The organism is Streptomyces sp. XH2, from assembly GCF_049725035.1.
Lineage (GTDB): Bacteria > Actinomycetota > Actinomycetes > Streptomycetales > Streptomycetaceae > Streptomyces > Streptomyces roseoverticillatus.
Map to the genome: position 1 here is coordinate 21452 of NZ_JBMMMZ010000002.1, position 23944 is coordinate 45395.

Below are 23944 nucleotides of genomic sequence, written 5' to 3' on the forward strand. Positions count from 1 at the left end.
GATGGACACCCCGGGACGCCGCTTCGCCACGGCCGCCGCCTTCGCCCTGCTGGAGCACACCCGCAACCGCTTCGCGCTCGTGCTCGTCGTCTTCTACATCCCGTTCTGGCTGACGATGGAGCACTGGTTCGTCGCCTCCGCGCCCACCGGCTTCCTGCTGCGGGCCACCGGGCGGCACCTGACCGTCGACGGCAACCGGCTGACGATGGTCTCCGGCGCGATCAACGCCGTCACGCTGATCGTCGGCTTCATGATGTTCATGACGACGTTCAAGTCGCTGGCCTTCGACCGCCGGCTGGTCCTGGCCGGCTACCCGCGCGTCTGCCTGCTCGTCGCCAAGGTGGGCGCGATGGTGCTCGCCGCGGCCCTGATCTCCGCGTACGCGACGGCCGTCATCTGCTGGTACTGGGACCCGGTCCGGCCCTGGCTGCTCATGGCCGGCGTGTTCACGGCCGGCGTCGGCTACGGCGGGATCGGCATCCTCCTCGGGGCCTTCCTGCGCAACGAGCTGGCCGGCCTGTTCGTCATCATCATGACCAGCCTGCTCGACACCATGCTGCAGAACCCGATCAGCAACCCCGGCGCCACCAAGGGCGGCGTGCAGGCCCTGCCCGAGTACGGGCCCACGCAGGTGAGCGTGGCCGCGGGCTTCTCGCACGACACCCCGTACGGGCACCTGCTGCTGGGCCCCGCCTGGTTCGCGGCGATGTGGCTGCTGGGCACCGCCGCCTTCCACCTGCGCACCCGCGACCACCGCCCGGCCGCGGGGCGGCGCCCGCTCAGCGCCGGCGCCCGCCCTTGAGCGAGGCCCGCAGGTACTCGCGGTTCATCGTCGCGATGGACTGCAGCGGGATCCCCTTCGGGCAGGCGGTGGCGCACTCGCCGGTGTTCGTGCAGCCTCCGAAGCCCTGGTCGTCCATGGCGTCCACCATGCCCAGGACCCGCGACTCCCGCTCGGGCGCGCCCTGGGGCAGGACGTTGAGGTGGACGACCTTCGCGGAGGTGAAGAGCATCGCCGAGCCGTTCGGGCAGGCGGCCACGCACGCGCCGCAGCCGATGCACTCGGCGTGCTCGAAGGCGAGGTCCGCCACCGGCTTGGGGACGGGCGTCGCGTGCGCGTCCGGGGCGGAGCCCGTCGGGACGGAGACGTAGCCCCCGGAGCCGATGATGCGGTCGAACGCGGACCGGTCCACGACCAGGTCCTTCACGACCGGGAAGGCCGCCGCGCGCCACGGTTCGACGTCGATGGTGTCGCCGTCGCTGAAGTGCCGCATTTGCAGCTGGCAGGTCGTGGTCCGCTCGGGGCCGTGCGCCTGCCCGTTGATGACCATGCCGCACGCCCCGCAGATGCCCTCGCGGCAGTCGTGGTCGAAGGCGACCGGCTCGTCCCCGGCGAGGATCAGCTCCTCGTTGAGGTGGTCGAGCATCTCCAGGAAGGACATGTCCTCGCTGATGCCCGTGACCCGGTACGTGGTCATGGCGCCCGCTTCGTCGGCGGTGCGCTGGCGCCATATGCGCAGGGTGAGGTCCATTACGCGTAGCTCCGCTGGGTGGGGTGGACGTGTTCGAAGGTCAGGGCTTCCCTGTGGAGGACCGGCGCGCTGCCCGTCCCCGTGAACTGCCAGGCCGCCGCGTACGAGAACTCCTCGTCCTTGCGGGCCGCCTCGCCGTCCGGCGTGGCGCTCTCCTCCCGGAAGTGGCCACCGCAGGACTCCGTGCGGTGGAGGGCGTCCAGGCACATGAGCTCGGCGAGCTCCAGGTAGTCGACGATGCGGTTGGCCTTCTCCAAGGACTGGTTGAGCTCCTCGCCCGTGCCCGGCACCCTGATGCGCCGCCAGAACTCCTCGCGCAGGGCGGGGATGCGGCCGAGCGCCTTGCGCAGGCCCGCGTCTGTGCGGGCCATGCCGCACTCGTCCCACAGCAGCTCGCCGAGCTCGCGGTGGAAGGAGTCCGGGGTGCGGTCGCCGCCGACGGCCAGCAGGCGCCGCAGCCGGTCCGTCACCTCCGCGACGGCCTCCGTCACGGCGGGGTGGTCCGCGGGCACGGCGTCGTGCGGGTGCCGGGCCAGGAAGTCGTTGATGGTGGACGGCAGGACGAAGTAGCCGTCGGCGAGGCCCTGCATCAGGGCGGACGCGCCGAGCCGGTTCGCGCCGTGGTCGGAGAAGTTGGCCTCGCCGATCGCGAAGAGGCCGGGGACCGTGGTCTGCAGGTCGTAGTCCACCCACAGGCCGCCCATCGTGTAGTGGATGGCCGGGTAGATCCGCATGGGGACCTCGTACGGGTCCTCCGCCGTGATCCGCTCGTACATCTCGAAGAGATTGCCGTACCTGGCCTCGACGGCGTCGCGGCCCATGCGCCGGATCGCGTCGGCGAAGTCCAGGTAGACGCCCTGCCCGCCGGGGCCGACGCCGCGCCCCTCGTCGCAGACGTTCTTCGCGGCGCGCGAGGCGATGTCGCGCGGGACGAGGTTGCCGAAGGAGGGGTAGATCCGCTCCAGGTAGTAGTCGCGCTCGGCCTCGGGGATCTCGCCCGGCGGCCGGGTGTCGCCCTTCGCCTTCGGCACCCAGATGCGGCCGTCGTTGCGCAGCGACTCGCTCATCAGCGTCAGCTTCGACTGGTGGTCGCCGGAGCGCGGGATGCAGGTGGGGTGGATCTGGGTGAAGCAGGGGTTCGCGAAGTACGCGCCGCGGCGGTGGGCCCGCCAGATCGCGGTGGTGTTGGAGTTCTTGGCGTTGGTGGAGAGGTAGAAGACGTTGCCGTAGCCGCCGCTCGCGAGGACCACGGCGTCCGCGAGGTACGTGCTGACGGCGCCGGTGATCAGGTCCCGGGCGACGATGCCGCGCGCCCGCCCGTCGACGACGATCAGGTCGAGCATCTCCGTACGGGCGTGCATCTCGACGTTGCCCGCGTCGATCTGGCGGCTGAGCGCCTGGTACGCGCCGAGGAGGAGCTGCTGGCCGGTCTGCCCGCGCGCGTAGAAGGTCCGCGACACCTGCACGCCGCCGAAGGAGCGCGTGTCGAGCAGCCCGCCGTACTCGCGGGCGAAGGGCACGCCCTGCGCGACGCACTGGTCGATGATCTCGACGGAGACCTGGGCGAGGCGGTGGACGTTGGACTCGCGGGCCCGGAAGTCGCCGCCCTTGACGGTGTCGTAGAAGAGGCGGTGCACGGAGTCGCCGTCGTTGCGGTAGTTCTTGGCGGCGTTGATGCCGCCCTGGGCGGCGATGGAGTGGGCGCGGCGCGGCGAGTCCTGGTAGCAGAACTGCACGACGTGGTAGCCCTGTTCGGCGAGGGTGGCCCCGGCGGCGCCGCCCGCGAGCCCGGTGCCGACGACGATCACGGTGTGCTTGCGCCGGTTCGCGGGGTTGACGAGCTTGGCCTCGAAGCGGCGGCGGTCCCAGCGTTCGGCGATGGGCCCGGCGGGGGCGGCGGTGTCGGTGACGGGCTCGCCGGTCGTGTAGTGCGTGTAGTCGGAAACGTCGGGTGTGTCAGGCATGATCAGCTCACGACTCCTGTCAGGACGCCCACGGGCACGGCGATGAAGCCGCAGGTCAGCACCAGCGCCAGCGCGTTGGCCAGGAACTTCAGCGCCCGGTCGCGCCGTGGCGCGTTGGCCCCCAGCGTCTGCGCGGCGCTCCAGAAGCCGTGCCGGACGTGCAGGCCGAGGGCGAGCATCGCGACGATGTAGAAGGCGCTGACCACCGGGCGGTCGAAGGAGGCGACGAGGTTCTCGTACGGGCGCCCTTCCTGGGCGTTGGGGTTCACGTCCAGGGTGGTGAAGTCGAGGATGTGCCAGACGATGAACAGGGCCAGGATCACCCCGCCCCAGCGCATGGTGCGGGTCGCGTAGCTCGCGCGCGGCCGCTTGCGCTCGTACTTCCGGGGGCGGGCCGCGAGGTCGCGGCGGCTGAGCTGGTACGCGGCCACGCCGTGCAGCACGACCGCCGTTCCCAGGCCGGCGCGGGCGATCCACAGGAACCACTCGTAGTGCAGGAACGGCTCGCCGATGGTGCGGATCCAGTGCCCGTAGTGGTTGAACTCCCCGGCGCCGAAGAACACCTTCAGGTTGCCCACCACGTGGGCGACCAGATACGCCAGCATGATCACGCCGGTGACCGCCATGACCGCCTTCTTGCCGACGGTCGACCGCCACACGGAGCCGATGAGGGACGGAGGACGTGGAGGACGGTCCGTCCGGGTCGCCAGTGCCATGGCACCAGACGCTAGGCAGCCCCCGGGCGATCCGTCCAAGACATGATGAAGCTGGTTTCCATAGGCTCCGCCTATCTATGCTGCTGACCGTGCAACTCCAGCAGCTCCGCTACTTCGCGGCCTTGGCCGAAGTCCGTCACTTCACCCGGGCCGCCGAGGCGCTGCACGTGGCCCAGCCCTCCCTCTCCCAGCAGATCCGGGCCCTCGAACGGGAGCTGGGCGCCGAGCTCTTCCAGCGCGCCCGCGGCAACATCACCCTCACCGACGCCGGCGAGGCCCTGCTGCCGCTGGCCCGGCAGATCCTCGCCGACACCGAGACCGCGCGCCGCGAGGTCCAGGAGGTCGCCCAGCTGCGGCGCGGCCGGGTCCGCCTCGGCGCCCCGCCCAGCCTGTGCGCGAGCCTCGTCCCCGACGTGCTGCGCGCCTACCACGCCCGCTACCCCGGCATCGAGCTCGTCGTCGACGAGGGCGGTTCCCAGGACCTCGTGCGCACCCTCGCCGCCGGCGGCCTCGACCTCGCCCTGATCATCACGCCGCTGGCCGTCGGCGCGCCGGCCCTCGCCACGACCGAGCTCCTGCGCGAGGACCTCGTCGTCGTCACCGCCCCCGGCGAGCCCCCGCCCACCCGCCGCCGCGCCCTGCGCGTGGCGGACCTGGAGGGCCTGCCCATGGTGATGTTCCGCCGCGGCTACGACCTCCGCGAGATCACCACCACGGCCTGCCGCGCCGCCGGCTTCGAACCGTCCTTCACCGTCGAGGGCGGGGAGATGGACGCCGTCCTCGGCTTCGTCCGCGCGGGCCTGGGCCTGGCCGTGGTGCCCGGCATGGTGGCCGCCCGCTCGGGCCTGCGCGTCACGCCCTTCGAGGGCACCCGCATGCGCCGCACGGTCGCGCTGGCCCACCGCAAGGACGTGGCCCCGCCGCGCGCGGCCCGGGAGCTGCGGGCGGTGCTGCTGGAGCACCTGGGGCTGGGGGAGGGGGAAGAAGAACGGGAGTGAGGGGAGCTCAGCCCCACCAGGCCCGCCCCAGCGCCACCCCCGCGAACGCCGCGCCCAGCCCGCACACCACGCTCAGCGCCGCGTTCGCCACGGCGTAGCCGCGCGCGCCCTCGCGGGCCAGCGTCAGCGTCTCGTACGAGAACGTGGAGTACGTCGTGAGCGCGCCGCACAGGCCCGTGCCCAGGAGCAGCCGCAGCGGGGACGGGGCCGCGGCGGTGAGGACGCCCAGGATCAGGCTGCCCACGACGTTCACGGTGAACGTGCCCCACGGGAAGACCGAGTCGTGACGTGCCTGGACCGCACGGTCGGTGAGGTAGCGCAGGGGCGCGCCGGCCATCGCGCCGGCGACGACGAGGAGCCAGTTCACGCGCCGTCCTCCGGGGCGGCCGGCGCCGGCCGCCCGAGCCGCGGGACCTCGACCGGTTCCAGCGTGACGAGCCGCTCCCCGGTGACCTCCCCCAGGGCCGGCAGGAACGCCCGTACGCGCTCCTCGGCGTCCACGATCACCACCGTCACCGGCAGGTCCTCGCTCAGCGAGAGCAGCCGCGCCGTGTGCACGACGGACGAGGCGCCGTAGCCCTCGGTCCCGCGGAAGACCGTCGCGCCGGCGAGCCCGGCGGCGTGCGCGCGGTGCACGATCTCGGTGGACAGCGGCCGGTGGTGCCACCGGTCGGATTCGCCGAGGAAGACCGTCAGGCGCAGCGCCCTGCCGGCGGGCCTCATCGCCCGCTCCTGCGGAGCAGGACCGCCCGCGTCGCCGTCGCGGCCGCCCACACGGCCGCCAGCGCGGCGAGCAGCGTGCCCGCCAGGTAGGCGAGCGCCGTCGCGACGTGCCCGCCCTCGGCCAGCCGCTGGATGTCCACCGCGTACGTCGAGAAGGTGGTGAAGCCGCCGAGCACGCCCGTGCCGAGGAACGGCCGCAGCAGCCGGTGCGGCGCGGCGAGCTCGCCGATCACCGCCAGCAGCACGCCGATCAGGGCGCAGCCCACGACGTTGATCAGGAAGGTGGTCCAGGGGAAGGCGCCGGCCGGGGCGGGCCACAGCAGCCCGGCGCCGTAGCGGGCCGCGGCCCCGGCGCCCCCGCCGAGCGAGACCGCGCAGACGACCGCGCCCTGCCCGCGTGCCACGGGCCGCCGCCCGGGCGGACGCGTCCGCGGGGGCGGGCCTTCGGTGACCGTACCGGGCCGGGTCGTGCTCATGCGGTCCGCCGGCCTCCTCTTCGTCCTCGTCGTCGTGCCGTCGTGTCGCCCTCGTTGTCGTGCGACCCGTCGCTCGTGCGACCAGGCTATCCACCGTCCGCCGGAACCGCCGCGCCGGCAGCCGCCAGGCCAGCCGCCGGCCCGATCCGCTTCGGGTGGTGCGGGGACACGGCTCCGCACGCATGGGCCCGATCCCGCAGCACTCTCCCCGCCCGGCGACCGCAGGCACGCACGTTCGCACCACCCGGCGGTGCATGGCAGCCGTGCCGACACGCGCCCTGAACCGGATGCGGCGACGCTCCGCGCCGCAACAGCCGCGCGCTCGGCGCGCTGTACAGACGGCGCCATCATCGTCCGCACCGGCCCGCACCCGCACGGTGTTGGCCTGAAGTTGACGGTCCGTGGAGGCGGCTCTCTCGCAGGTCACACGGGTGAATCGGCGGATGATACGACCGGCATGGGGGGGGCTGAGGGGAATCGGCCCAGGCCGGCCGGTCGGGGACAGCCGATTATGAGCCACACGCGCACCACGCTCGTACGCGCGCACGGGCCGCAAGCCGCCTCCTGGGGCCGTCCCAGCGGCCGGGAGAGGGCGGCGAGAGCGCCATGAAGCAGGAGGGATGACGCATTCCGGTATGGCAGGAAACCGTCGCTTCCCGAGCGCTCCTGTGGGCAGTCTTCTGGCCGGTCAGGCTCCGCCGCCCCGGGCGGGGCGCCCGCCCGGCAGGGTCGGTCGCAGGACCGAAACCGATCCAGGGAGGCACACGATGACGACGCAACCCCGGCCGCCCCGCGCGGTGGCGCCCCAGGAGCCGGTCCCCCAGCTCCAGCGCGCCGGGATGCTCGACCAGGTCGAGAAACGGCTGCGCGGCCTCCTCAACGACGAGCACCGTCGCTGGCGCACCGCCGACGCGCGGGGCGCCGGCGTCGTCGAATCCCTCGCCGAACTCGTCGCCGTGGGAGCCGACCGGGTCCGCCCGGTCATCCTCCTCACCGGCTACCTGGCGGGGGGCGGCGACGCGGACGCCCCGGCCGCCGTCGAGGCCGCCGCCGCCCTCGAACTCCTCGACACCTGCACCCTCATCCGCAGCGACGTGCGCGACAACGCCGCCCTGCGCCGCGGCATCCCCACGCTGCACGTCAGCCGCGCCGCCGAGCACGAGCGCAACGGCTGGGCCGGCGACGCCCGCCGCTTCGGCGAGTCCACCGCCACCCTGGCCGGCGACCTCGCCCTCTCGCTCGCCGACCGGCTCGCCGCGCGGCTGCCCGCCGCCGCCTGGCAGATCTGGGACGAGATGCGCGTGGAGCGCGTGATCGGCACGTACGCCCACGAGGCGATGGCGGCCGAGTACCTCGACGACCCGTGGCCCGGGCGGTGCATATCGGGATGCGACCGCGGCTGCAGCGCGGGCTGGTACGCCCTGCGGCACCCGCTCCGGCTGGGCGCCGCCCTCGCCGACCGGCCCGACCTCGACACCGCCTACGACGCCTACGCCCGCTCGTTGCACGCCGCCTGGCGGCTGCGCGGCTTCCTCGACGGCGGCCCGGAGTACGACTGGGACGCCGAACTGCTGCGGGAGATCCTCCTGGAGCGCGAGGAGCGAGGCATCGCCGAGCGCCTCATCCGCGAACTGGTGGACCGGGCGTCCCGGACCGCGGCCGCGGCGCGGCTGACGACGGGGTGGTGCGAGGAGCTGACGGCCTTCGCGGTGCGGATGGCGGCGGAGCGGGGGTAGGGCGGCGGGCGCGGATTACGGAAGCCGCCGCATTGGGCCGTACGGGTAATTCTGCGGAACCGCATTTGTAGGGCTTTTCCTATCCGCGACACCGGCCGCCTCCGAGGCCGCCCGCACAGCGCATTAGACCGACGACCTGCCGAAATGACTGCAGGGGTACGGGTAAGCGCCGCGGATTTCTCCGTGGCCACGGCACGGACCGGCACACGGACAGGGCCGCCCGGAGAGGAGAAAACCGGTCACCCATCCGCACCACGGACGAAACCTTTGCGAGTACGGGGCGTTGAAAAGCACACCCCGGCCGTCACGGCCGGGTGCCTCCCAGTACGACCGAGCAAGATCAAGCAGCAAAGGTGTCTCCGCATGTCACGAATCGTCAAAACGGCTGCCCTGACCGCCACCGTGGGCGCGGCGCTCGCGGGTATCACCGGTACCGCGCTCGCCGACGCCGGCGCCAAGGGGGCGGCCGTCGGTTCCCCGGGTGTCATCTCGGGCAACGTCATCCAGGTCCCGATCCAGATCCCGATCAACCTGTGCGGCAACACGATCGACATCGTCGGACTGCTGAACCCCGCGTCCGGCAACGTCTGCGTCATCGACTGACGCAGGAGAAAAACCAGCGGATTCGGGGTGCCCCCGCCCCGGGCCGCTTCCGTGTGGCGCCCCCGATTTCCGTCGCGGGCGCCACGCTGTGTTTGCGGGGGTGTTTCGGGTGTTTCCCTGCTCCGGCGTGGAGTTGCTCTCCCGGGGCTCGCGTGCGGAGTCGCTCTCCCCAGCAGGTGATCTTCCCGCTAGCGTGGTCGGGTCTGTGGGGCGGGGCGAGTCGGGGGAGGCGTGCGGTGGATCCGTTCACGATGACGGCGGTGCTGGCGGCCGTCGACACGGCGGCGTCGGGAGCGCTGTCGGGTGCGGCCGGGGAGCTGGGGCGGCGGACCGCGGAGGGCCTGGCCGGCCTGGCCCGCCGGGCCTGGCGCAGGGACGGGGTCGACGGCGAGGACGGGGGCAGGGACGGGGGCGACGGGCCGCCCGCGGCGCCCACCGATGACGGCGGACGCAGGGCACTTGCCGCCCTGCTGATCGAACAGGCCCGCGCCGAGCCGGGCTTCGCCCGAGACCTGGCCGCCTGGCTCCGCGAGAGCGAGTGGCTGGCGGCGGCCACCGCCGTACCCGCGACGGCTCCCGGCGCGGCCCGCCCGCGGATGCTGCCGCCGCTGACGTCGGCCTTCACCGACCGCGAGGACGCTCTGGCGGCGGTCACGGCGTTGCTGGACGGGCAGGACGGCGGCGCGGGTGGCGGTGCGGGCGGTGGCACGGGCGGTGGCACGGGCGACAGCGCCGCATCGCATACGGCCGCGCGCATGGCCGCGCCCATGGCCCTGCTCGTCGGCCCCGCCGGCGTCGGCAAGACCGCGGCGGCCGTGCACTGCGCCCGCGCCCTCGCCGCCCGCTTCCCGGACGGCGAGCTCTACGCCGACCTGCGCGGATCCGCCGCGGCCACCGCCGTCACCCCGTCCGAGGTGCTCGTCCGCTTCCTGCACCACCTGGGCGTGCCGGCGGACCGGATGCCCGCCGACGAGCAGGGCCAGGCCGACCTCTACCGCGAGCGCACCGCGGGCCGGCGCATGGTCGTCCTGCTCGACAACGCCCACAGCGCCTCCCAACTGGGCCCGCTGCTGACGGCTTCGCCCGGTTCCCTCGTGCTGGTCACCAGCCGCCACCGGCTGCCCGAGCTGGTTCGTGACCACGGGGCGCGGGTCGTACGGGTCGGCCCGCTGTCCGACGCCGACTCCTTCCTGCTGCTCACCCGCATCGCCGGCCCGGAGCGCGTCGCCGGCCAGCGCACGCACGCGGAGGCCGTGGCGGCGCGGTGCGGGGGCATACCGCTCGCGCTGTGCGAGACGGGGGCCCGGGTGCAGGTGCGGGAGCAGCTGAGCTGGGAGAGCCTGGAGCGTGAATTCGCGGCGGCGGTCGCGGGCTTGAGGGGGAGCGGGCGGGGACAGGCTCCAGGAATGCCTGATGATGTTGATGGTCTTGATGACGCTGTTACCCCCATTACCCCTGTTACGTCTGAGGGTGGTGACTCACCGGTCGAACCGGCCCTCCTCGCCACCGACCTCTCCTACCGCGACCTGGCCCCCGACGCCGCTCGCCTCTACCGGCTGCTGGCCCTGCGCCCCTGGCCGGACATCCCCGCCGGGGCGGCTGCGGCCGCGGCGGACACCGGCGAGGCCGAGGCGCGCCGCCTGCTCGAAACCCTCGCCGCGGCCCACCTCTTGGAGGAGACCGGCGAGGAGCGCTACCGCTTCCACGACCTCGTCCGCCTCCACGCCGAGCGCCGCGCCCACGAGGAGGACGGCCGCGGGGCGACGGCCCTCGCCGTGCGCCGCACCGTCACCTGGTACCTGCGGCTGGCCGCCCGCGCCGACGCCCTCGTCGTCCCCGGCCGGTGGCACCTCGGCCCCGCGTACGCCCGCACGCAGGGCGGCGACGGCCCCGCCGGCCGCACCACGGAGGCGGCCCGCGCGGCCCTGGCCGTGCTGCGGCGCGAACGCGCCAACCTCGCCGAGGCCGTACGGGCCGCGGAGGAGTACGGCTTCGACGAGGAGGCCTGGCAACTGTGCGAGGCCACGTGGGGCCTGCACCTGCGCCTGGGCTTCCACGACCAGTGGGTGGCCACGCACCTGCGGGGCGTCGAGGCGGCCCGCCGCTGCGCCGCCGGCATCGGCGACCCGCGGGCGGAGGGCCGGATGCGGACCCAGCTCGCCTTCGGGTACATGGGCCTCGGCCGGTACGCGGAGGCCGAGGCCCAGCTGACCGCCGCCGCGGCGGCCGACGAGCGCGCCGGCCACCACCGCGGCCGCGCCACGGCCACCGAGTCGCTCGGCCTGCTCTGCCTGCGGCAGTGGCGGTACGAGACCGCCGAGGAGCACTTCCGGCAGGCCCGGCACGTCCTGGACGGCATCGCTCCGGGCGGCGACGGCGCGGCCGACGTACCGCGCGCCGACGCGCTCCTCGCCCACCACCTCGGGCGGGCCCTGCGCGGCCAGGGCCGCCACGCCGAGGCCCTGGCACAACTGACGGACGCCCTCGCCCGCTTCCGGGCGCTGCCCGCCCGAGACCTCTACAACGAGGCCCGCGTCCGGATGAGCCTCGGCGAGACCCACCTGTCCGCCGGCGACCCCGCCGCGGCCCGTACGCCCCTCGACGAGGCACTCGCCGTCATGGCGGCCGAAGGCGCCGTCCTGCAACAGGCGGACGCCGCCGAACTCCGCGCCCACTGCGCCGCGACCCCGGCCGACGCGGTACGCCACCTGCACCTGGCCCGCTCGCTGTACGAGGAGGCGGGCGACACGGCGGGCGCATCCCGCACGGGAGCACTCTTGCGGGAGAGGGGGGTGGGCTGAGGGCGGGGCCGAATCCTTTCCGCCGCGATGGCGAAGTGCCGCGATGGCGGGGGTCCGGCGGTGTGCGCAGGCACCGGGATACGTACGCGCCGGGCTTGCTGGTCCGCGGCCGGGCGTTGCGGCGTTGCGGTGGAGGATGCGGTCGGCCGTGCTGGATTTTTCCGCCGCGATGGCCAAGTGCCGCGATGGCGGGGGTCCGGCGGCGTGCGCGCCGGGCTTGCTGGTCCGCGGCCGGGCGTTGCGGCGTTGCGGTGGAGGATGCGGTCGGCCGTGCTGGATTTTTCCGCCGCGACGGCGAAGTGCCACAACGGCGGGGTCCGGCGGCATGCGCAGGCCCCGGGCTTGCTGGTCCGCGGCCGGGTGTTCCGTGGGTGCGGTGCAGGCAGCGGCCGGCGGTGCCGGATTTGTTCCGCCGCGACGGCGAACTGCCGCGACGCCGAGGGTCCGGCGGCATGCGCAGACACCGGCATGGGCACGGGCCGGGCACCAACGCCACGTCCTCCTACACAGCCAGGCCCTGCACGGCCAGGCCGCCGTCGACCCGCTCGACGTCCACACCGTGCCGCACCCTCCCCGTCACCACCGTGATGCCGCTCGCCACCGCCTCCTCCACGGACTTGCCGCCCGCGAGCCAGGCGTGGAGGGCGGAGGCGTGGGCCGCCGGGTCGCACAGGTCGGGCCGGCCGTCCGCGCCGGGGCGGGCGGCGAGCTGCAGCAGGTCGCCGCCACGGGTGCGGACGGTGCAGCGCCCGGGCCCCGTCACGTACACGGCGAGCGCGCAGCCCGGGTGCCGGCCGAGAACCTCCGCGGTCCAAGCGGCGGGCGGCCCGACGCGCGGGTCGTCGGCCGCCGCGTACCGCACGATCACGTCCGCGACGCGCAGCCGGCCCGGATCGGGGGTGTCCTCGTGGACGGAGGTGTGGGCGTCCCAGCCGATGTCGTCGGAGCCGTCGGAGCCGCCGGAATCCGGGAGCCCGTCCGGTCCGTCGTGCACGCCGTCGTCCGCCGTGCAGCGCACCACCGCGATCTCCGGAGCACCGGAGGCGTCGGTCAGCCTGCTGAGGACACGAACGGGCGCCGTGCGCTCGGCCGGCGCGTACGACGGGAGCCGCAGCGGGTCGAGGAGCGCGGGGCGGCCGGCGGGCTCAGTCATGCCGATCAGGCCGTAGAACGCGCGGCGCAGGAGCGCGGCGGAGCGGCCCGGCGCGGAGCTGACGTGCTCGGCCTGGGCGCGGAAGCGGCCGGGGTCGTGGCGGTCGACGGCGCGGTCGACCTGCGCGCGCAGCCCGTCGTACGGGCGCAGCCGCGGCGCGGCCCGCCCGAGGGCCGCGACGGGCGAGTCCGGGTCGAGGGCACCGCCGGGGAACGCGCCGAGGAGGACGGGCCTGCCGATGGCGGCCGCGTAGTACGTGACGGAGCCGTGGTCACCGATCACGCAGTCCGCGGCGATCAGCGCCTGGCGCCAGTCCTCCAGCGGGTCCACGAGGGCGAGCCCGGCGCGGCGGGCCCGGTCGAGCCAGGCCCGTATCTGGCCGGGGCCGTGGCCGTGCCAGATGTTGGGGTGGAGGACGGCGGCCGTGCGGTATTCGTCGGCGGGGAGCTCGGCTGCCAGCCGCGGCAGGAGGGACGGCAGCAGATCGCCCTCGGAGTCGTCGTCGCCGAAGAGGGAGCCGGGCGACCAGGTGGAGTTGACGACGACGAGCCGCTGGCCGGGGGCCACGCCGAGGGCCCGGCGGAAGCGGTCCCGGTGGGGGAGGGCGGCGAGGATGCGGTCGTAGCAGGGGTCACCGGCGAGGACGGCGGTGCCGGCCGCCTCCGGGCAGGCGGCGCGCAGGCGGTCGAGCTGCTCGGGGTGCGAGAGGACGGTCGCGGCGGCGAGGGGGCGGCCGTCGTGGAGCAGCCAGTCGGGGGAGAGCCCGAAGACGGGGGCAGGGGCAGCGGGCGTCCGGTGTCCGGTGTCCGGTGTCCGGTGTCCGGTGTCCGGTGTGGCCAACCTCTTATTGTAGCCAACGCCGTGTGAGAGCACGGCCAAATCCCCGCGTATCAACTCAAGTTCACCGCCGTAGCTGGCGGACACGGCCAGGTCGACGGGCGTCTCCTTGGCCTGCTCCCACGGCAGTACGGGCAGCCCCACGGAGGCCAGCAGCTCCGGCACTCCGGCGAGGAACGGCGACGACCCGGTGCACGTCACGAGGAGCTGCACCCGCAGGTCGTCCCGGAAGAGCGGCAGCACGTCCAGCAGCCGGGTGGCGGAGGTGACGTTGTGCACGACGAACAGGACGCGGCGGCACGCGGCCCGGGTCACCCACCGGTGGGCGTCGTCCCCGACGGGAACCCGCAAGGGTGCTTCCGTACTCGTCCCACGCATCTCCACGTCCCCCCAACAATCACTGGCAACACCGGAAACATTGGCCCCACTGAAGCACAGCACACCTCCGACGTGGATGTCGGATTTCCGCCGGATCGGGGCCGTGACCTCTGCCAATACTGGCGGCATGCGCAACGACGTCATGGTGGCGGGGAAGCCGCCGCACAGCGATGACACGCACACCGGCGGCACGCACACCGGCGGCATGCACACCGGCGGCACGCACACCGACACGGACCGGTGCGTCCGGGCCGTACAGTCCAAGGACGCCCGCTTCGACGGGTGGTTCTTCACCGCCGTGACGACGACCCGCATCTACTGCCGCCCGAGCTGCCCCGTCGTACCGCCCAAGCCGCGGAACATGACCTTCTACCCGAGCGCGGCCGCCGCGCAGCAGGCCGGTTTCCGCGCTTGCAAGCGCTGCCGGCCCGACGCGAGCCCGGGCTCGCCGCGCTGGAACGAGAGGGCCGACCTGGCGGCCCGGGCGATGCGCCTGATCGCCGACGGGGTGGTGGACCGCGAGGGCGTGCCGGGGCTCGGGGCGCGGCTCGGGTACAGCACCCGGCAGATCGAGCGGCAGCTCCTCGCCGAGCTGGGCGCGGGCCCCCTCGCCCTGGCCCGCGCGCAGCGCGCCCAGACGGCGCGGCTGCTGATCGAGACGACGTCCCTGCCGATGGGGGAGGTCGCGTTCGCCTCCGGGTTCGCGAGCATCCGCACCTTCAACGACACCGTGCGGGAGGTCTTCGCGCTCTCCCCGAGCGAGCTGCGGACCCGCGCGGCCGGCCGGGGCCGCCCGGAGACGGCCACCGGCACCACGCCGGGCACGACGTCCGGCACGACGCCCGGCACCGTGTCCCTGCGCCTGCCCTACCGCGCCCCGCTCTTCCCGGACAACCTGTTCGGGCACCTGGTGGCGACCGCCGTGCCCGGCACGGAGGAGTGGCGGGAGGGCGCGTACCGCTGCACGATGCGGCTGCCGCACGGGCACGGCATAGCGACGCTCCGCCCCGCGGACGGCCACATCGGCTGCCGGCTGACCCTGACGGACCTGCGCGACCTGGCCGCCGCGGTCAGCCGCTGCCGCCGCCTCCTCGACCTGGACGCGGACCCCGAAGCCGTCGACGGGCTCCTGCGCGAGGACCCGCTGCTGGCCCCGCTCGTCGACCGCGCGCCCGGCCGCAGGGTGCCGCACACCGTGGACCCGGCCGAATTCGCCCTCCGCGCGGTGCTCGGCCAGCAGGTGTCCACGGCCGCGGCCCGCACCCTCGCCGGGCGCCTGGTCGCCGCGCACGGCACCCCGGTGGAGGACCCGGAGGGCGGCCTCACCCACCTCTTCCCGGAGCCCGGGGCCCTCGCGGAACTCGACCCCGCCACCCTGGCCATGCCGGGCACGCGCCGCCGTACGTTCACGGCCCTCGTCGCCGCGCTCGCGTCGTCCGCGCTCGACCTCGGCCCGGGCAGCGACTGGCAGCGCACCCGGGAGCAGCTCGCCGCGCTGCCGGGCATCGGCCCCTGGACCGTGGAGACGATCGCCATGCGCGCCCTCGGCGACCCGGACGCCTTCGTCGCCACCGACCTCGGCGTCCGCCTCGCCGTGGCGGGCCTCGGCCTGCCCGCCACGCCCGCGGCCCTCACCCGCAGGTCCCGGGCCTGGCGGCCGTGGCGGTCGTACGCCGTCCAGCACCTGTGGGCGACGGGCGACCACCCGGTCAACCGCATGCCGGCGGCCTGACCGCGAAGCACCTCAAGACGCACCTCAGGAGGAACCCATGACCCACCGGTCCCACACCGTCATCGACAGCCCGTACGGCCTCCTGACGCTGGTAGCCACTGACAGCCGGCTCACCGGCCTCTACATGGAAGGACAACGCCACCGCCCGCCCCAGGAGACCTTCGGCGCGTACGACCCGCAACCGCACGCACAGGGCTCGGTGTTCGCCCGGACCCGCGAGCAGCTGGAGGAGTACTTCGCCGGCGCCCGCACCGGGTTCGACCTCCCCCTCGCGCTCGCCGGAACCGACTTCCAGCGCACCGTCTGGCACGCCCTCCAGGAGATCCCGTACGGGGAGACCGTCTCGTACGGCCTGCTGGCCGCCCGCATCGGCCGCCCGGCCGCGTCCAGGGCCGTGGGACTGGCCAACGGCCGCAACCCCGTCGGCATCGTCGTCCCCTGCCACCGTGTCGTGGGCGCGAGCGGCGCCCTCACCGGATACGGCGGCGGACTGCCCCGCAAGCAGCGCCTGCTCGCCTGCGAACGCGCAGGTAGCGGGCACGAGGAGGCATCATGACGGTGTGAGCGTGAGCATAGACATCACCGGCCTGGCCCCCGAACGGATCGTCTTCGAGACCTCGCCGATGGGCGAGTTGTGCCTCGCGCTGCACGTGCTGTCCGAGCCCGGCCACCACCCGGGCACGGCCGGCTGGGCCGAGGCCACCGCCGCCGCGCTCCGCCCGGACCTCGCCGACCGCCTCCAGGAAGCCGACTTCCTGTGGCGCACCACCTTCTCCGACCTGTTCATGCCCTGGGCCGGGCTGCGCGGCGGCCCTGGCAGGCCCGGGGCGACCCTCGCCGACGAACTGGACCTCCTCGACCTGCTGGACGACGACCAGTTCGTCACCACCGCCCTGGAGTTCGCCTGCCTCGCCTCGTACGGCACCGGCGGCCCGTCACCGCTCACCCACCCGCCCACGCGCGCCCGCACCCTGGAACTGGCCGCGGCCCGCGGCCCCCGGCAGGTGGAGTTCGCCGAGCGCCTGCTGAAGGACCCTTCCTCCGTACGGGCCTGGGTGCGCCGCCTGTTCGAGGACTGCGACGACGCGTTCTTCGCGGACATCTGGCAGCGCGTCGAGCCCCGGCTCGCCGCCGACGTCCGGCACAAGACGGAGCTGCTGCGCCGCAAGGGCCTCCGCGAGGCGCTCGCCGCGGTCTCCCCGGCCCTCCACCTGGAGGACGGGGGTCGCCGCATCCGCGTCGACAAACTGGCCGAGGGCCGGGCCACGGCGACGGGCCCCGTGGTGCGGCCGGGCCTCACCCTCGTCCCGTCCCACTTCGGCTGGCCGCACCTGATGGTCCTGCACCGCCCGCAGTGGCGCCCCGTCGTCCACTACCCGGTCGGCTCGCCCGAACTGCCCGCCCCCACCTCGGTCGACCTCCTCAAACTCCGCCTGGAAGCCCTGGCCCACCCCGTCCGCATGCGGGTCTGCCGCAGCACGGCCCGCACCCCGCACACCACGGGCGAACTGGCCGGCGTCCTCGGCATCAGCCCCCCGGAGGTCTCCCGCCACCTGTCGGTCCTCAAGAAGGCGGGCCTGATCACCTCCCGCCGCCGCGGCCGCTACGTCCTCTACCAGCTGGACGTCCGCGCGGTGGCCCGCCTGAGCAGCGACTTCCTGGAGGGCATCCTCCGCTGACGCAGAATTGTTCGTCAGGTCCTCTCCGGGCCGCTATTCCGTAGTGCCGCGGCAGTGGCCCTCGACGCGGAACCACAGGCCCGGAGCGTAGACGGCACGGATGACGGCTTCCTCACCTCGTGCGACCCGCAGGATTCTCAGGATCCCGCCGGGAAGTACGTCGTACTGGTAAGTGATCTCGGCATCGCCCTCGACGGTGTCGTCATAGGAAATATCCGCCGTACGATCGTTCGCGTATTCCTTCGGTGGACGATTTTCCACCAGCTTGATGAAGACGCTCATGAACCAACGGTACGGCCCTTTCGTGAGCTTCGCGCTCCGGGATCAGGGGCGCGCACGGGCTGTTCAGACCTCGTCATCCTGCGGGCGGTCGGCCACCGAAGCCCGGCTGGCCGCCAGCCAGGACCGCGCGGGCTCGGCGGGCTGGGTGGTGTCCACGGTCAGGTGGAGCCGGGTGCCGCCTTCGCGGCCGGCTGGGTAGCTGCGTTGCTCGGTGGAGTCGAAGCAGTGCCGGAGGACTTCCGCGACGCGGCGGGCGGTCTCGGGGGACGCGGCGACGACGCGAATGTCGGCGCGCCCCGCCCGGGGCACCGGATCCGCCGATGCGGGGTTGGGTGTGCGGTGTGCGGACGTCATGTCTCACCGCCTCCAGCCGGAGAAGATCCGGCCCGGTCGGGTTGCCGGCCGGGCGGTTCCACCGTCGGTCTCCCATTCCTCTTCGCGGTTCCGTGAGTCCGTCGCCTCGTCGGCCGTTCGCTCGTCCTCCATCAGCCTGCTCGCGGTGAGGAGGCTTCCGGGAGTGGTCGCGGCAGTCATCAGCCGGGCAGCCGCGGCCGGGCCGGTCTCCGGCGGGATGATCAGCAGGTCCAGGCGGTCCGCCGTGCGGGAGAGCAGGAGGAGCTTGTGCGGGTCCTGCTCATTCCCGAACCACCCCACATGCACCGTGTGTCCGGTGACGGGAACCTTGCGCGGGATCACGGGCCAGAAGGCCGGATTCACCGTGACGCGGGAGACCCGTGCCCAGGAGTGGTCCAGCCTCTCCGCCAGCGCGGGTAGCTCGCGGGTGAGGTCGCGCGAGCGGGGCCACCAGGCGCCGTCCAGAAGCCCCGGCGCCGTCCCGGGCGTAAGGGACAGGCGAGCGGGCAGCGGATGGGGATGCTCAGCGGTGGTCGTGCGGTCGAGGGTGACAGCCATGATGTGAACCTGCCCCTGCCCCCGGGCTCGTCGTCGACTGCCCGGCGTTGTGACTCGCCGGGAACGACACCCGCATGGAGGCCGGTGTACGGAGTGTTCCCGGTTCCTCCACCCTACTCCGGCGGGCGGTTCGCAGACCTTGCGCGACCAGGGCGACCCCCGGGAGTGTGGGCGTGCGAGGGCCCTGTGGCGAACCCGCCGCCGGCCCGCGGAGTACGGGTGGGATCGCTGCGGGCGCTTCGCCCGGTGACTGCGACGCACCCCGGACGACGAACGAATGCGCCGGATCCCCGGAGACGGCCGAATCCTCGGAGACCTCCCGGCCTGATCACCGTCCTGGGGCGAGAACAATCACTTCGCCCTGCCGGATCTCCCGCCCGACGCAGCACCCGACGCGGCGCGGGCCACCATGGCCAGGCCCGTACGGGCCGGCGACGTCGCGCGGGCCGAACAGATCCTCTCGCCGGGACCGCCGAAGCCGCCCCACCGCCCGGCAAGCCTCAAGGGCCGCTCTGTCCAGCCCTGTTCGTGGCGCGGGGGCAGGACTAGGGTGTGCCATGAGGCCCCGGCCCTCGGCAGCATCGAGATGTGATCGGCTCCGAGGAGGCGCGTGGTGCCCGTAGAGCGCAGAACCGTTCTCACCCCCGACGGAGCTCCCCGAGGGGCAGGCGCGCGCGTGTCCGCACCGCGCCGTCGCTCCCCGCCCTTCGGCGAGCCGCGAGACCACGTGCTCACGGTCCGCGGAATACTGAACCTCGCCGGGGTTCCGGGACTGCGTGAGCGCCTTCTGCACGTATCCCCCGGCCCCGGAAGCCGGCTGGTCCTCGACTTGTCCGGCGTCACCTCCTGTGACGCCCTGGGCCTCGGAATGCTCGTCGCCGCCGCCCGCCGCGCCCGGTCCTCCGGCGGCGACCTCTGCCTCGTCGCGCCGTGTCCCGCCGTCACCCAGGCACTGAAAGTCAGCGGGCTGAGCAGAATCCTCCCGGTCCTTCCCGGCCCGACCCCTCCCGGCACACCCGCCAAAAGGCCCCTGAACAGCAAAAACGCCCCTCCTGACGAGGAGAGGCGCAGAACGTTGAACGAGCGCCCCCGGCAGGACTCGAACCTGCGGCCAAGCGCTTAGAAGGGGCTGGGCCAGTGAGACGCGATCGTGGCTCTGACCTTTGTGGGAGAGGCGGGTGGCGTGACCGGTTGACCGGGCCCACCGCCCACGCACCGGAAGCCTCCGTTCCGTGGAACGAAGTCTGTTCGATGATGCCTCCGATACTCACTCCATCCCGCTATCAGCTTGACGCGCGCTACGTTGGAATCTCTGGGGAGTTGGCCGAAAGCCGGGAGGGGCGTGGGAAGATGCCGAGGTCGTAACCTCTGCTCCCCGCGCATGCGGGGATGAACCCCACGAAGACGCCTGCGTCCAGTTCGGCAACGTCTGCTCCCCGCGCACGCGGGGATGGACCCGTCGCCGAGCTCGAACGCGTCCTGCCCCGGGACTGCTCCCGCGTATGCGGGGATGGACCCAACGACGTTCCGTACGACCGCGAGAAGGCGTCCTGTTCCCTGCACACGCGGGGATGATCCCACCCGCTGGGTGCACGGCCTCAAGGCCCTTGGTTGATGCAACGTCACCATGCCCTTGACCTGCGGGGGAGAGGCTGGGGAGATGACTGTGGAGGGCAATGCCTCCGCGCATCCATGGGAAGGTTCAATTCCGCGGCTCGGCGCTGAGGGTCGTGTAGTCGTCCGTGGGCCCTGACCGGGCTGCCTGCGAGGCTCCGTAAAGGATGCCTGAGTGGGTGAGTGGGAAGGCACTTGTGTACGGAGTCGCTTCGCGTCAGTGCAGGCTGAAGCGCCGTAATTACTTCATGAGGTTCATCCCGCAGAGGCGAGTGAACGTACACCAAGGTGGGACAAGATGCCGCTCTGATGTGAACTAGCTAGGCTCGATATATGGACAGTTCACTGATCGCTGCTATCGTCGCAGGATTCGCGGCTGCGCTGTTTGGTGTTTTGACTACGTCCCGCAACGCTAGGATGCGTCTGCGTGATGTACAGATCGAATTCTTGCGAGAAAGGACAACCTCACGCGTTGGGGCAGTCATCTGTGACTATGTAGACTCCGTAGGTCTGCAAACTTTGGCGGCCCAGTACGGAGTAGGGCGATCTCCTGACAGTATAGAAACAGCCTCTGAGAGGAAGAAGTCTCTCGGGGCGAAGCTCGGCTTCAAGGGTTCGCCTGAGATTTCTACGCAAAGGGAGGCGAGTGAGAGTCAGAAGCTCCTTTATAACATTCCCGCAGACCTTAATGTTCTCACCCAGCAGGTCATCGACGCCATTGCCAATCGCGAGAGCGTGAGAACTGACTTGGCGGCTACGCCACCTATAGGGCTCCCTGAGATAAAATCCCTCATGGCTGCAGGGAAGGGTAAAAGTCTGGCCTCGGCTGAAAGCCTGTTGGATGAACTGCTATCGGTAAGTAAGAGGGAGCAGTTCAAGAAGGTTGCTTCTGGTGCAGAGTTCTTGCTAATTGACGCAACTTGGAGGGTGGCGTTGGAGGATGGCGCTGCGCTTTTGAATCTTGCGCAATTGGCGGCCTCGGATGATGTCGTGCCTATGCCGTCAAGCGTTGCTTTGGTTGTGCGTGTGCCAATTAAGCAGCCGTCCGTTGGGGAGTTGGTGACCCCCCAAGGGTTGCAGCGACTCCGTGCGGGGGTTGAAATCAGGGCCAGCGTATTTGGGCGGGCGGCATCTATTGATGAAGACGGCTCAACCTTGTCCGTTGGTGCCATCACGATTTTTTCGCGGGCCGGTCTAGCTGCTGCCAGTCCCACTCGTTCCGTGTTGTGACGGTGGGTGTACCGCTTGGTGAGCACCTGAACCGTGCGGGTGCCTCCTGAAGAGAAGGCACCCCGATCTTTTGGCTTTTGGTGACTTACGCCTTGATGGTCGTTGGGGTCTGTGCTTGGTCCCACTCTTCGTCAAGGAGGGAGAAGAGGGCGCTGTCCCGCCATGTTCCATTGGTGTGTACGTGGTCGCGGAGGACTCCCTCGCGTGTGAAGCCCAGGCGTTCGATCAGCTTGATCGATGCAAAGTTGTCGGGGCCGATGGCGGCGCTGATGCGGTGCAGGCCGAGCGTGCGGAAGCCGAAGTCAATCATCGTGCGGGCCGCGTCCGTTGCGTAGCCCTTGCCCCACTCGGACGCTGCGACCGCGTAGCCGAGCTTGCCGGCGCGGACGCCGCTGAGGCCGATGCGGCAGAAGCCGATGACGTGGTCGCTCGGTGGGGCGACGATCGCCAGGTAGTACTCATTGCGAGGCTCTTCCTGGGCCCGGCTTATGGCGCCTTCGAGCATGGCCTGAGTCCCCTGGCGGTCTCTGCTATCGAAGGAGAGCCAGGTGGTCACCCGGTCATCGCCCACGATTTTCAGGGCATCGTCGACGTCGTCCATCGTGAAGTCACGGAGGACGACGGCATCACCTGCGAGTCGGATGGGGTACGGCACGTAGGTTCTCCTTCAGCGGGGCAGCGACCTGAGAGGGGTCCGGGTGAACATCTCGATCCGCTCTTGGAGGTCGCTTCCGGAGGGGGCGAGCGGCGAGCGGCTGAGGGCCTTGTGCACCCGCATGGCACTGTTGATGATGCCGTTGATCCGGTTCTCGGGCGCCAGCTCCAGGATCGGGCTCACCGCCTCGTCGGCGCCCTCCAACTGCCCTAGGTGGATATGCGCGATGGCGAGGTCGGCCCGGCTGCCGGCCGCGTCTCCGAAGGCCCATTCCGGACCGCTCGTGTCGGCGTAGATGTCAACCGCCTGGGCGGCGTAGTCCTGAGCGGTGCCGGCCTCCGAGGGGAGCCAAGCGAGTGCGTCCGCCGCGTAGTAGATCTGGCGCGTGCGACCGAACGAGCACAGCCCGCCGAGCTCGTCGACCTCGTCCGAGCGGACCTCGTTCCAGGCGTCCTCGGCTCGACGGATTGCTGCGTGGGTCTGGTTGACGTTGCCGAGGGCTGCCCAGGCACGGGCCTCGCTGATCGGGAGCCACACAGAGGTTGTGCTGTGGCTGAGGACAGCGAATTCGGCTCCGGATTGTGCGTACTTCACGGACTCGTGGAGCCGTCCGGCCCAGTAGGCGATGAGGGCCTGGAGCCCGCGGATCCATGCGCGGAGGCCGTTATGGTCGGCGTTCTCGGCGCAGAGGTAGGCAGCCCGAGCCTGGGTCATTGCCGCGTGAGGGTCGGCGAGATCGTGGGATGCCTTCGCGAGTAGCCCACTGGTCACACCCGTCAAGAAGTACAGCTGCCGGGCCTGCTCGGGACGCTGCCGGCTGTCCAGGAGGGTGTACAGCGTCTCCTGGGTCTGGACCAGGTCGCCGAGGAGTTCTGAGAGAGGACGCTGGGGATAGTCGGTCGCCAGTTGGCGAACATCCTCGTGGATCTGCTCCATCACTTCGCCGGTGAGGTTCCCCTGGTTCGCCGTGAGGGCGAATGCTTTTGCCCGTCGCGCTGCCAACGTGATCAGCTCCTTGTCTGGGTCGGGCTGGCCAGCTGCGATCACCAGTCCCGAAGGCGTGCGCTCCACCGCAGAGGTTGCTGCTTCCCACGGTCGGAGTAACTCGTTCAGCGGCTTGCCGAACATTGCCTGCAGGACGCGGCGGGTTACAGGGGTGGTGTTGCCCCGCTCGCCACTGGCGAGACGCCGCAAGTGGCGGGTGCTGAGGGTGGCGTCTTCGTTGAGACCGTCGGCGATGCGGCCGAACTCCGCGGCGATCTCCTCGTAGGTGCGGTCCTGCTGCCAGAGCAGGTGTTCAAGCACTGTCCGGGGTTCTCGGCCGTTCCTGCTCGCGGTGTCAGCCACGGTGCCCTCCCTGTGTCCCCGTGTCCTACATGCCTTCAGGGTGCAACGAGTAGTGGGGGTGTGTCCGCGCCTGGTCCGGCAGGGGTCCGCCGTTGGTCCGGCAGTGGTCCGGGTCAGGCCCTCGTGTGGTCATGGTGACTCATCTGAGAGTTGTCGGCGGGAGGAATCGACGATGAGTCAGGCACTTCTGATGCGGGATGAGGGAAGGCGTGCAGGCGCCTCACTTGTGACGTACAAGCTCCTCAAGCACGGCAACGCGCTCCTTCAACTGCGCGACTTCGGCTCGGATCGCATCAAGGTCGCCCGGTCGGTCAGGCTGGCGGGCCTTGTCTGCGACGAAGCTTCCTCTCGCGCCGGCGGACTCGATGAGCCCCTCCTCGCGCAGGATGCGAAGGCCGTTCTGCACGGTCTGAGTAGCGACACCGAATCGCTCCGCCAGCTGCTTGTGAGTGGGCAGCTTCCGGCCCGGCTTGAGCACTTCATCAGCGATGTCCTTGCGGATCGCGTCGGCAATCTGCACGGACGGCAGGCGGGGGTCATCCGGGTCGATGCTCATGCTCGCAAGCGTATCCAGCA

General features: G+C 72.0%; 23 protein-coding genes. 10 read left to right on the forward strand and 13 right to left on the reverse strand.

The features are described from left to right. Position 1: 1 nt before the first annotated feature. A complete protein-coding gene (locus ACOTKD_RS03645) occupies positions 2–802 on the forward strand; it encodes an ABC transporter permease (RefSeq protein ID WP_424887403.1) in 801 nt (266 codons plus the stop codon). Here the strand turns inward: ACOTKD_RS03645 and ACOTKD_RS03650 are convergent. Genes ACOTKD_RS03650 through ACOTKD_RS03660 form a run of 3 tightly spaced genes read right to left on the reverse strand, consistent with a single transcriptional unit; the run spans position 780 to position 4212 of the window. Continuing rightward, positions 780–1532, reverse strand: coding sequence for a succinate dehydrogenase/fumarate reductase iron-sulfur subunit (locus ACOTKD_RS03650; protein ID WP_424887404.1), 753 nt, complete (start codon positions 1530–1532; stop codon positions 780–782). The two genes, ACOTKD_RS03645 and ACOTKD_RS03650, sit on opposite strands and share 23 nt — an antisense overlap. After that, the gene (locus ACOTKD_RS03655) at positions 1532–3496 is read right to left on the reverse strand and encodes a fumarate reductase/succinate dehydrogenase flavoprotein subunit (RefSeq protein ID WP_424887405.1); all 1965 of its coding nucleotides are present in this window, start codon (positions 3494–3496) and stop codon (positions 1532–1534) included. The genes ACOTKD_RS03650 and ACOTKD_RS03655 overlap by 1 nt, the downstream gene beginning before the upstream one ends. 2 nt (positions 3497–3498) lie before the next feature. After that, positions 3499–4212 (reverse strand): succinate dehydrogenase cytochrome b subunit, encoded by a 714-nt coding sequence (locus ACOTKD_RS03660; protein ID WP_424887406.1) that lies wholly within the window; start codon positions 4210–4212, stop codon positions 3499–3501. 89 nt (positions 4213–4301) lie between these two features. Between ACOTKD_RS03660 and ACOTKD_RS03665 the strand changes: the two genes are divergently transcribed. Then, positions 4302–5210 carry a LysR substrate-binding domain-containing protein gene (locus ACOTKD_RS03665; RefSeq protein WP_424887407.1) on the forward strand — a complete coding sequence of 303 codons (909 nt, stop codon included), beginning with the start codon at positions 4302–4304 and terminating at the stop codon, positions 5208–5210. Between the two features lie 7 nt (positions 5211–5217). Here the strand turns inward: ACOTKD_RS03665 and crcB are convergent, their stop codons facing one another. The 3 genes from crcB to ACOTKD_RS03680 are packed head-to-tail and all read right to left on the reverse strand — an operon-like array spanning position 5218 to position 6409. Next, a complete protein-coding gene (gene crcB / locus ACOTKD_RS03670) occupies positions 5218–5577 on the reverse strand; it encodes a fluoride efflux transporter CrcB (RefSeq protein WP_424887408.1) in 360 nt (119 codons plus the stop codon). After that, on the reverse strand, positions 5574–5933 hold the full coding sequence (locus ACOTKD_RS03675; RefSeq protein WP_424887409.1) for a DUF190 domain-containing protein: 360 nt from the start codon (positions 5931–5933) through the stop codon (positions 5574–5576). Before ACOTKD_RS03675 ends, crcB begins: the two co-directional genes overlap by 4 nt. Then, positions 5930–6409: a fluoride efflux transporter FluC gene (locus tag ACOTKD_RS03680; protein ID WP_424887410.1), complete on the reverse strand. Its 480-nt coding sequence runs from the start codon at positions 6407–6409 to the stop codon at positions 5930–5932. The genes ACOTKD_RS03675 and ACOTKD_RS03680 overlap by 4 nt, the downstream gene beginning before the upstream one ends. A gap of 767 nt (positions 6410–7176) precedes the next feature. On the opposite strand from ACOTKD_RS03680, the gene ACOTKD_RS03685 reads away from it, so the two are divergent. The 3 genes from ACOTKD_RS03685 to ACOTKD_RS03695 all read left to right on the forward strand — a co-directional run bounded on the left by ACOTKD_RS03685 (position 7177) and on the right by ACOTKD_RS03695 (position 11549). Next, positions 7177–8145 (forward strand): polyprenyl synthetase family protein, encoded by a 969-nt coding sequence (locus ACOTKD_RS03685; protein WP_424887411.1) that lies wholly within the window; start codon positions 7177–7179, stop codon positions 8143–8145. A gap of 363 nt (positions 8146–8508) precedes the next feature. Beyond that, entirely contained in the window at positions 8509–8748 is a 240-nt protein-coding gene (locus tag ACOTKD_RS03690) for a chaplin (RefSeq protein ID WP_120759077.1), read from the forward strand. A 236-nt stretch (positions 8749–8984) separates the two neighbouring features. Next, positions 8985–11549 carry a tetratricopeptide repeat protein gene (locus tag ACOTKD_RS03695; RefSeq protein ID WP_424887412.1) on the forward strand — a complete coding sequence of 855 codons (2565 nt, stop codon included), beginning with the start codon at positions 8985–8987 and terminating at the stop codon, positions 11547–11549. A 502-nt stretch (positions 11550–12051) separates the two neighbouring features. Here the strand turns inward: ACOTKD_RS03695 and ACOTKD_RS03700 are convergent. Continuing rightward, a complete protein-coding gene (locus ACOTKD_RS03700; RefSeq protein ID WP_424887413.1) occupies positions 12052–13917 on the reverse strand; it encodes a hypothetical protein in 1866 nt (621 codons plus the stop codon). A gap of 205 nt (positions 13918–14122) precedes the next feature. Between ACOTKD_RS03700 and ACOTKD_RS03705 the strand changes: the two genes are divergently transcribed. From ACOTKD_RS03705 to ACOTKD_RS03715, 3 genes are read left to right on the forward strand one after another with little or no spacing between them, the layout of a single operon-like run. Continuing rightward, complete coding sequence (locus ACOTKD_RS03705) at positions 14123–15649, forward strand: AlkA N-terminal domain-containing protein (RefSeq protein WP_424887961.1); 1527 nt, start codon at positions 14123–14125, stop codon at positions 15647–15649. A 37-nt stretch (positions 15650–15686) separates the two neighbouring features. Next, positions 15687–16205, forward strand: coding sequence for a methylated-DNA--[protein]-cysteine S-methyltransferase (locus ACOTKD_RS03710; RefSeq protein ID WP_424887414.1), 519 nt, complete (start codon positions 15687–15689; stop codon positions 16203–16205). Between the two features lie 10 nt (positions 16206–16215). Beyond that, the gene (locus ACOTKD_RS03715) at positions 16216–17328 is read left to right on the forward strand and encodes a DUF5937 family protein (RefSeq protein ID WP_424887962.1); all 1113 of its coding nucleotides are present in this window, start codon (positions 16216–16218) and stop codon (positions 17326–17328) included. 33 nt (positions 17329–17361) lie between these two features. On the opposite strand, the gene ACOTKD_RS03720 is transcribed toward ACOTKD_RS03715, so the two are convergent. From ACOTKD_RS03720 to ACOTKD_RS03730, 3 genes are all read right to left on the reverse strand, one after another. Continuing rightward, positions 17362–17610, reverse strand: coding sequence for a hypothetical protein (locus tag ACOTKD_RS03720; RefSeq protein WP_424887415.1), 249 nt, complete (start codon positions 17608–17610; stop codon positions 17362–17364). A gap of 63 nt (positions 17611–17673) precedes the next feature. Further along, positions 17674–17964, reverse strand: coding sequence for a hypothetical protein (locus ACOTKD_RS03725; protein ID WP_424887416.1), 291 nt, complete (start codon positions 17962–17964; stop codon positions 17674–17676). A gap of 3 nt (positions 17965–17967) precedes the next feature. After that, on the reverse strand, positions 17968–18522 hold the full coding sequence (locus tag ACOTKD_RS03730) for a DUF5994 family protein (protein ID WP_424887417.1): 555 nt from the start codon (positions 18520–18522) through the stop codon (positions 17968–17970). A gap of 727 nt (positions 18523–19249) precedes the next feature. On the opposite strand from ACOTKD_RS03730, the gene ACOTKD_RS03735 reads away from it, so the two are divergent. Together ACOTKD_RS03735 and ACOTKD_RS03740 are read left to right on the forward strand one after the other, a co-directional pair. Continuing rightward, positions 19250–19645 (forward strand): STAS domain-containing protein, encoded by a 396-nt coding sequence (locus ACOTKD_RS03735; RefSeq protein ID WP_424887418.1) that lies wholly within the window; start codon positions 19250–19252, stop codon positions 19643–19645. 824 nt (positions 19646–20469) lie between these two features. Continuing rightward, positions 20470–21366, forward strand: a complete 897-nt coding sequence (locus ACOTKD_RS03740) for a hypothetical protein (protein ID WP_424887419.1) — start codon at positions 20470–20472, stop codon at positions 21364–21366. Between the two features lie 85 nt (positions 21367–21451). Here the strand turns inward: ACOTKD_RS03740 and ACOTKD_RS03745 are convergent, their stop codons facing one another. The 3 genes from ACOTKD_RS03745 to ACOTKD_RS03755 all read right to left on the reverse strand — a co-directional run bounded on the left by ACOTKD_RS03745 (position 21452) and on the right by ACOTKD_RS03755 (position 23924). Beyond that, entirely contained in the window at positions 21452–22021 is a 570-nt protein-coding gene (locus tag ACOTKD_RS03745) for a GNAT family N-acetyltransferase (RefSeq protein WP_424887420.1), read from the reverse strand. Positions 22022–22033: 12 nt separating this feature from the next. Then, a complete protein-coding gene (locus ACOTKD_RS03750; RefSeq protein ID WP_424887421.1) occupies positions 22034–23368 on the reverse strand; it encodes a hypothetical protein in 1335 nt (444 codons plus the stop codon). Between the two features lie 220 nt (positions 23369–23588). Then, positions 23589–23924 (reverse strand): GntR family transcriptional regulator, encoded by a 336-nt coding sequence (locus tag ACOTKD_RS03755; protein WP_240003502.1) that lies wholly within the window; start codon positions 23922–23924, stop codon positions 23589–23591. Positions 23925–23944 lie beyond the last annotated feature (20 nt).

Bases quoted from the DNA above. Each gene is read 5' to 3' on its own strand.
- ACOTKD_RS03705 (WP_424887961.1), top strand. From the start codon at position 14,123: ATGCACACCGGCGGCACGCACACCGACACGGACCGGTGCGTCCGGGCC.
- ACOTKD_RS03700 (WP_424887413.1), bottom strand. From the start codon at position 13,917: ATGCGTGGGACGAGTACGGAAGCACCCTTGCGGGTTCCCGTCGGGGAC.
- ACOTKD_RS03710 (WP_424887414.1), top strand. From the start codon at position 15,687: ATGACCCACCGGTCCCACACCGTCATCGACAGCCCGTACGGCCTCCTG.
- ACOTKD_RS03730 (WP_424887417.1), bottom strand. From the start codon at position 18,522: ATGGCTGTCACCCTCGACCGCACGACCACCGCTGAGCATCCCCATCCG.
- ACOTKD_RS03685 (WP_424887411.1), top strand. From the start codon at position 7,177: ATGACGACGCAACCCCGGCCGCCCCGCGCGGTGGCGCCCCAGGAGCCG.
- ACOTKD_RS03720 (WP_424887415.1), bottom strand. From the start codon at position 17,610: ATGAGCGTCTTCATCAAGCTGGTGGAAAATCGTCCACCGAAGGAATAC.
- ACOTKD_RS03645 (WP_424887403.1), top strand. From the start codon at position 2: ATGGACACCCCGGGACGCCGCTTCGCCACGGCCGCCGCCTTCGCCCTG.
- ACOTKD_RS03650 (WP_424887404.1), bottom strand. From the start codon at position 1,532: ATGGACCTCACCCTGCGCATATGGCGCCAGCGCACCGCCGACGAAGCG.
- ACOTKD_RS03680 (WP_424887410.1), bottom strand. From the start codon at position 6,409: ATGAGCACGACCCGGCCCGGTACGGTCACCGAAGGCCCGCCCCCGCGG.
- ACOTKD_RS03660 (WP_424887406.1), bottom strand. From the start codon at position 4,212: ATGGCACTGGCGACCCGGACGGACCGTCCTCCACGTCCTCCGTCCCTC.
- ACOTKD_RS03675 (WP_424887409.1), bottom strand. From the start codon at position 5,933: ATGAGGCCCGCCGGCAGGGCGCTGCGCCTGACGGTCTTCCTCGGCGAA.
- ACOTKD_RS03725 (WP_424887416.1), bottom strand. From the start codon at position 17,964: ATGACGTCCGCACACCGCACACCCAACCCCGCATCGGCGGATCCGGTG.
- ACOTKD_RS03740 (WP_424887419.1), top strand. From the start codon at position 20,470: ATGGACAGTTCACTGATCGCTGCTATCGTCGCAGGATTCGCGGCTGCG.
- ACOTKD_RS03690 (WP_120759077.1), top strand. From the start codon at position 8,509: ATGTCACGAATCGTCAAAACGGCTGCCCTGACCGCCACCGTGGGCGCG.
- ACOTKD_RS03755 (WP_240003502.1), bottom strand. From the start codon at position 23,924: ATGAGCATCGACCCGGATGACCCCCGCCTGCCGTCCGTGCAGATTGCC.
- ACOTKD_RS03655 (WP_424887405.1), bottom strand. From the start codon at position 3,496: ATGCCTGACACACCCGACGTTTCCGACTACACGCACTACACGACCGGC.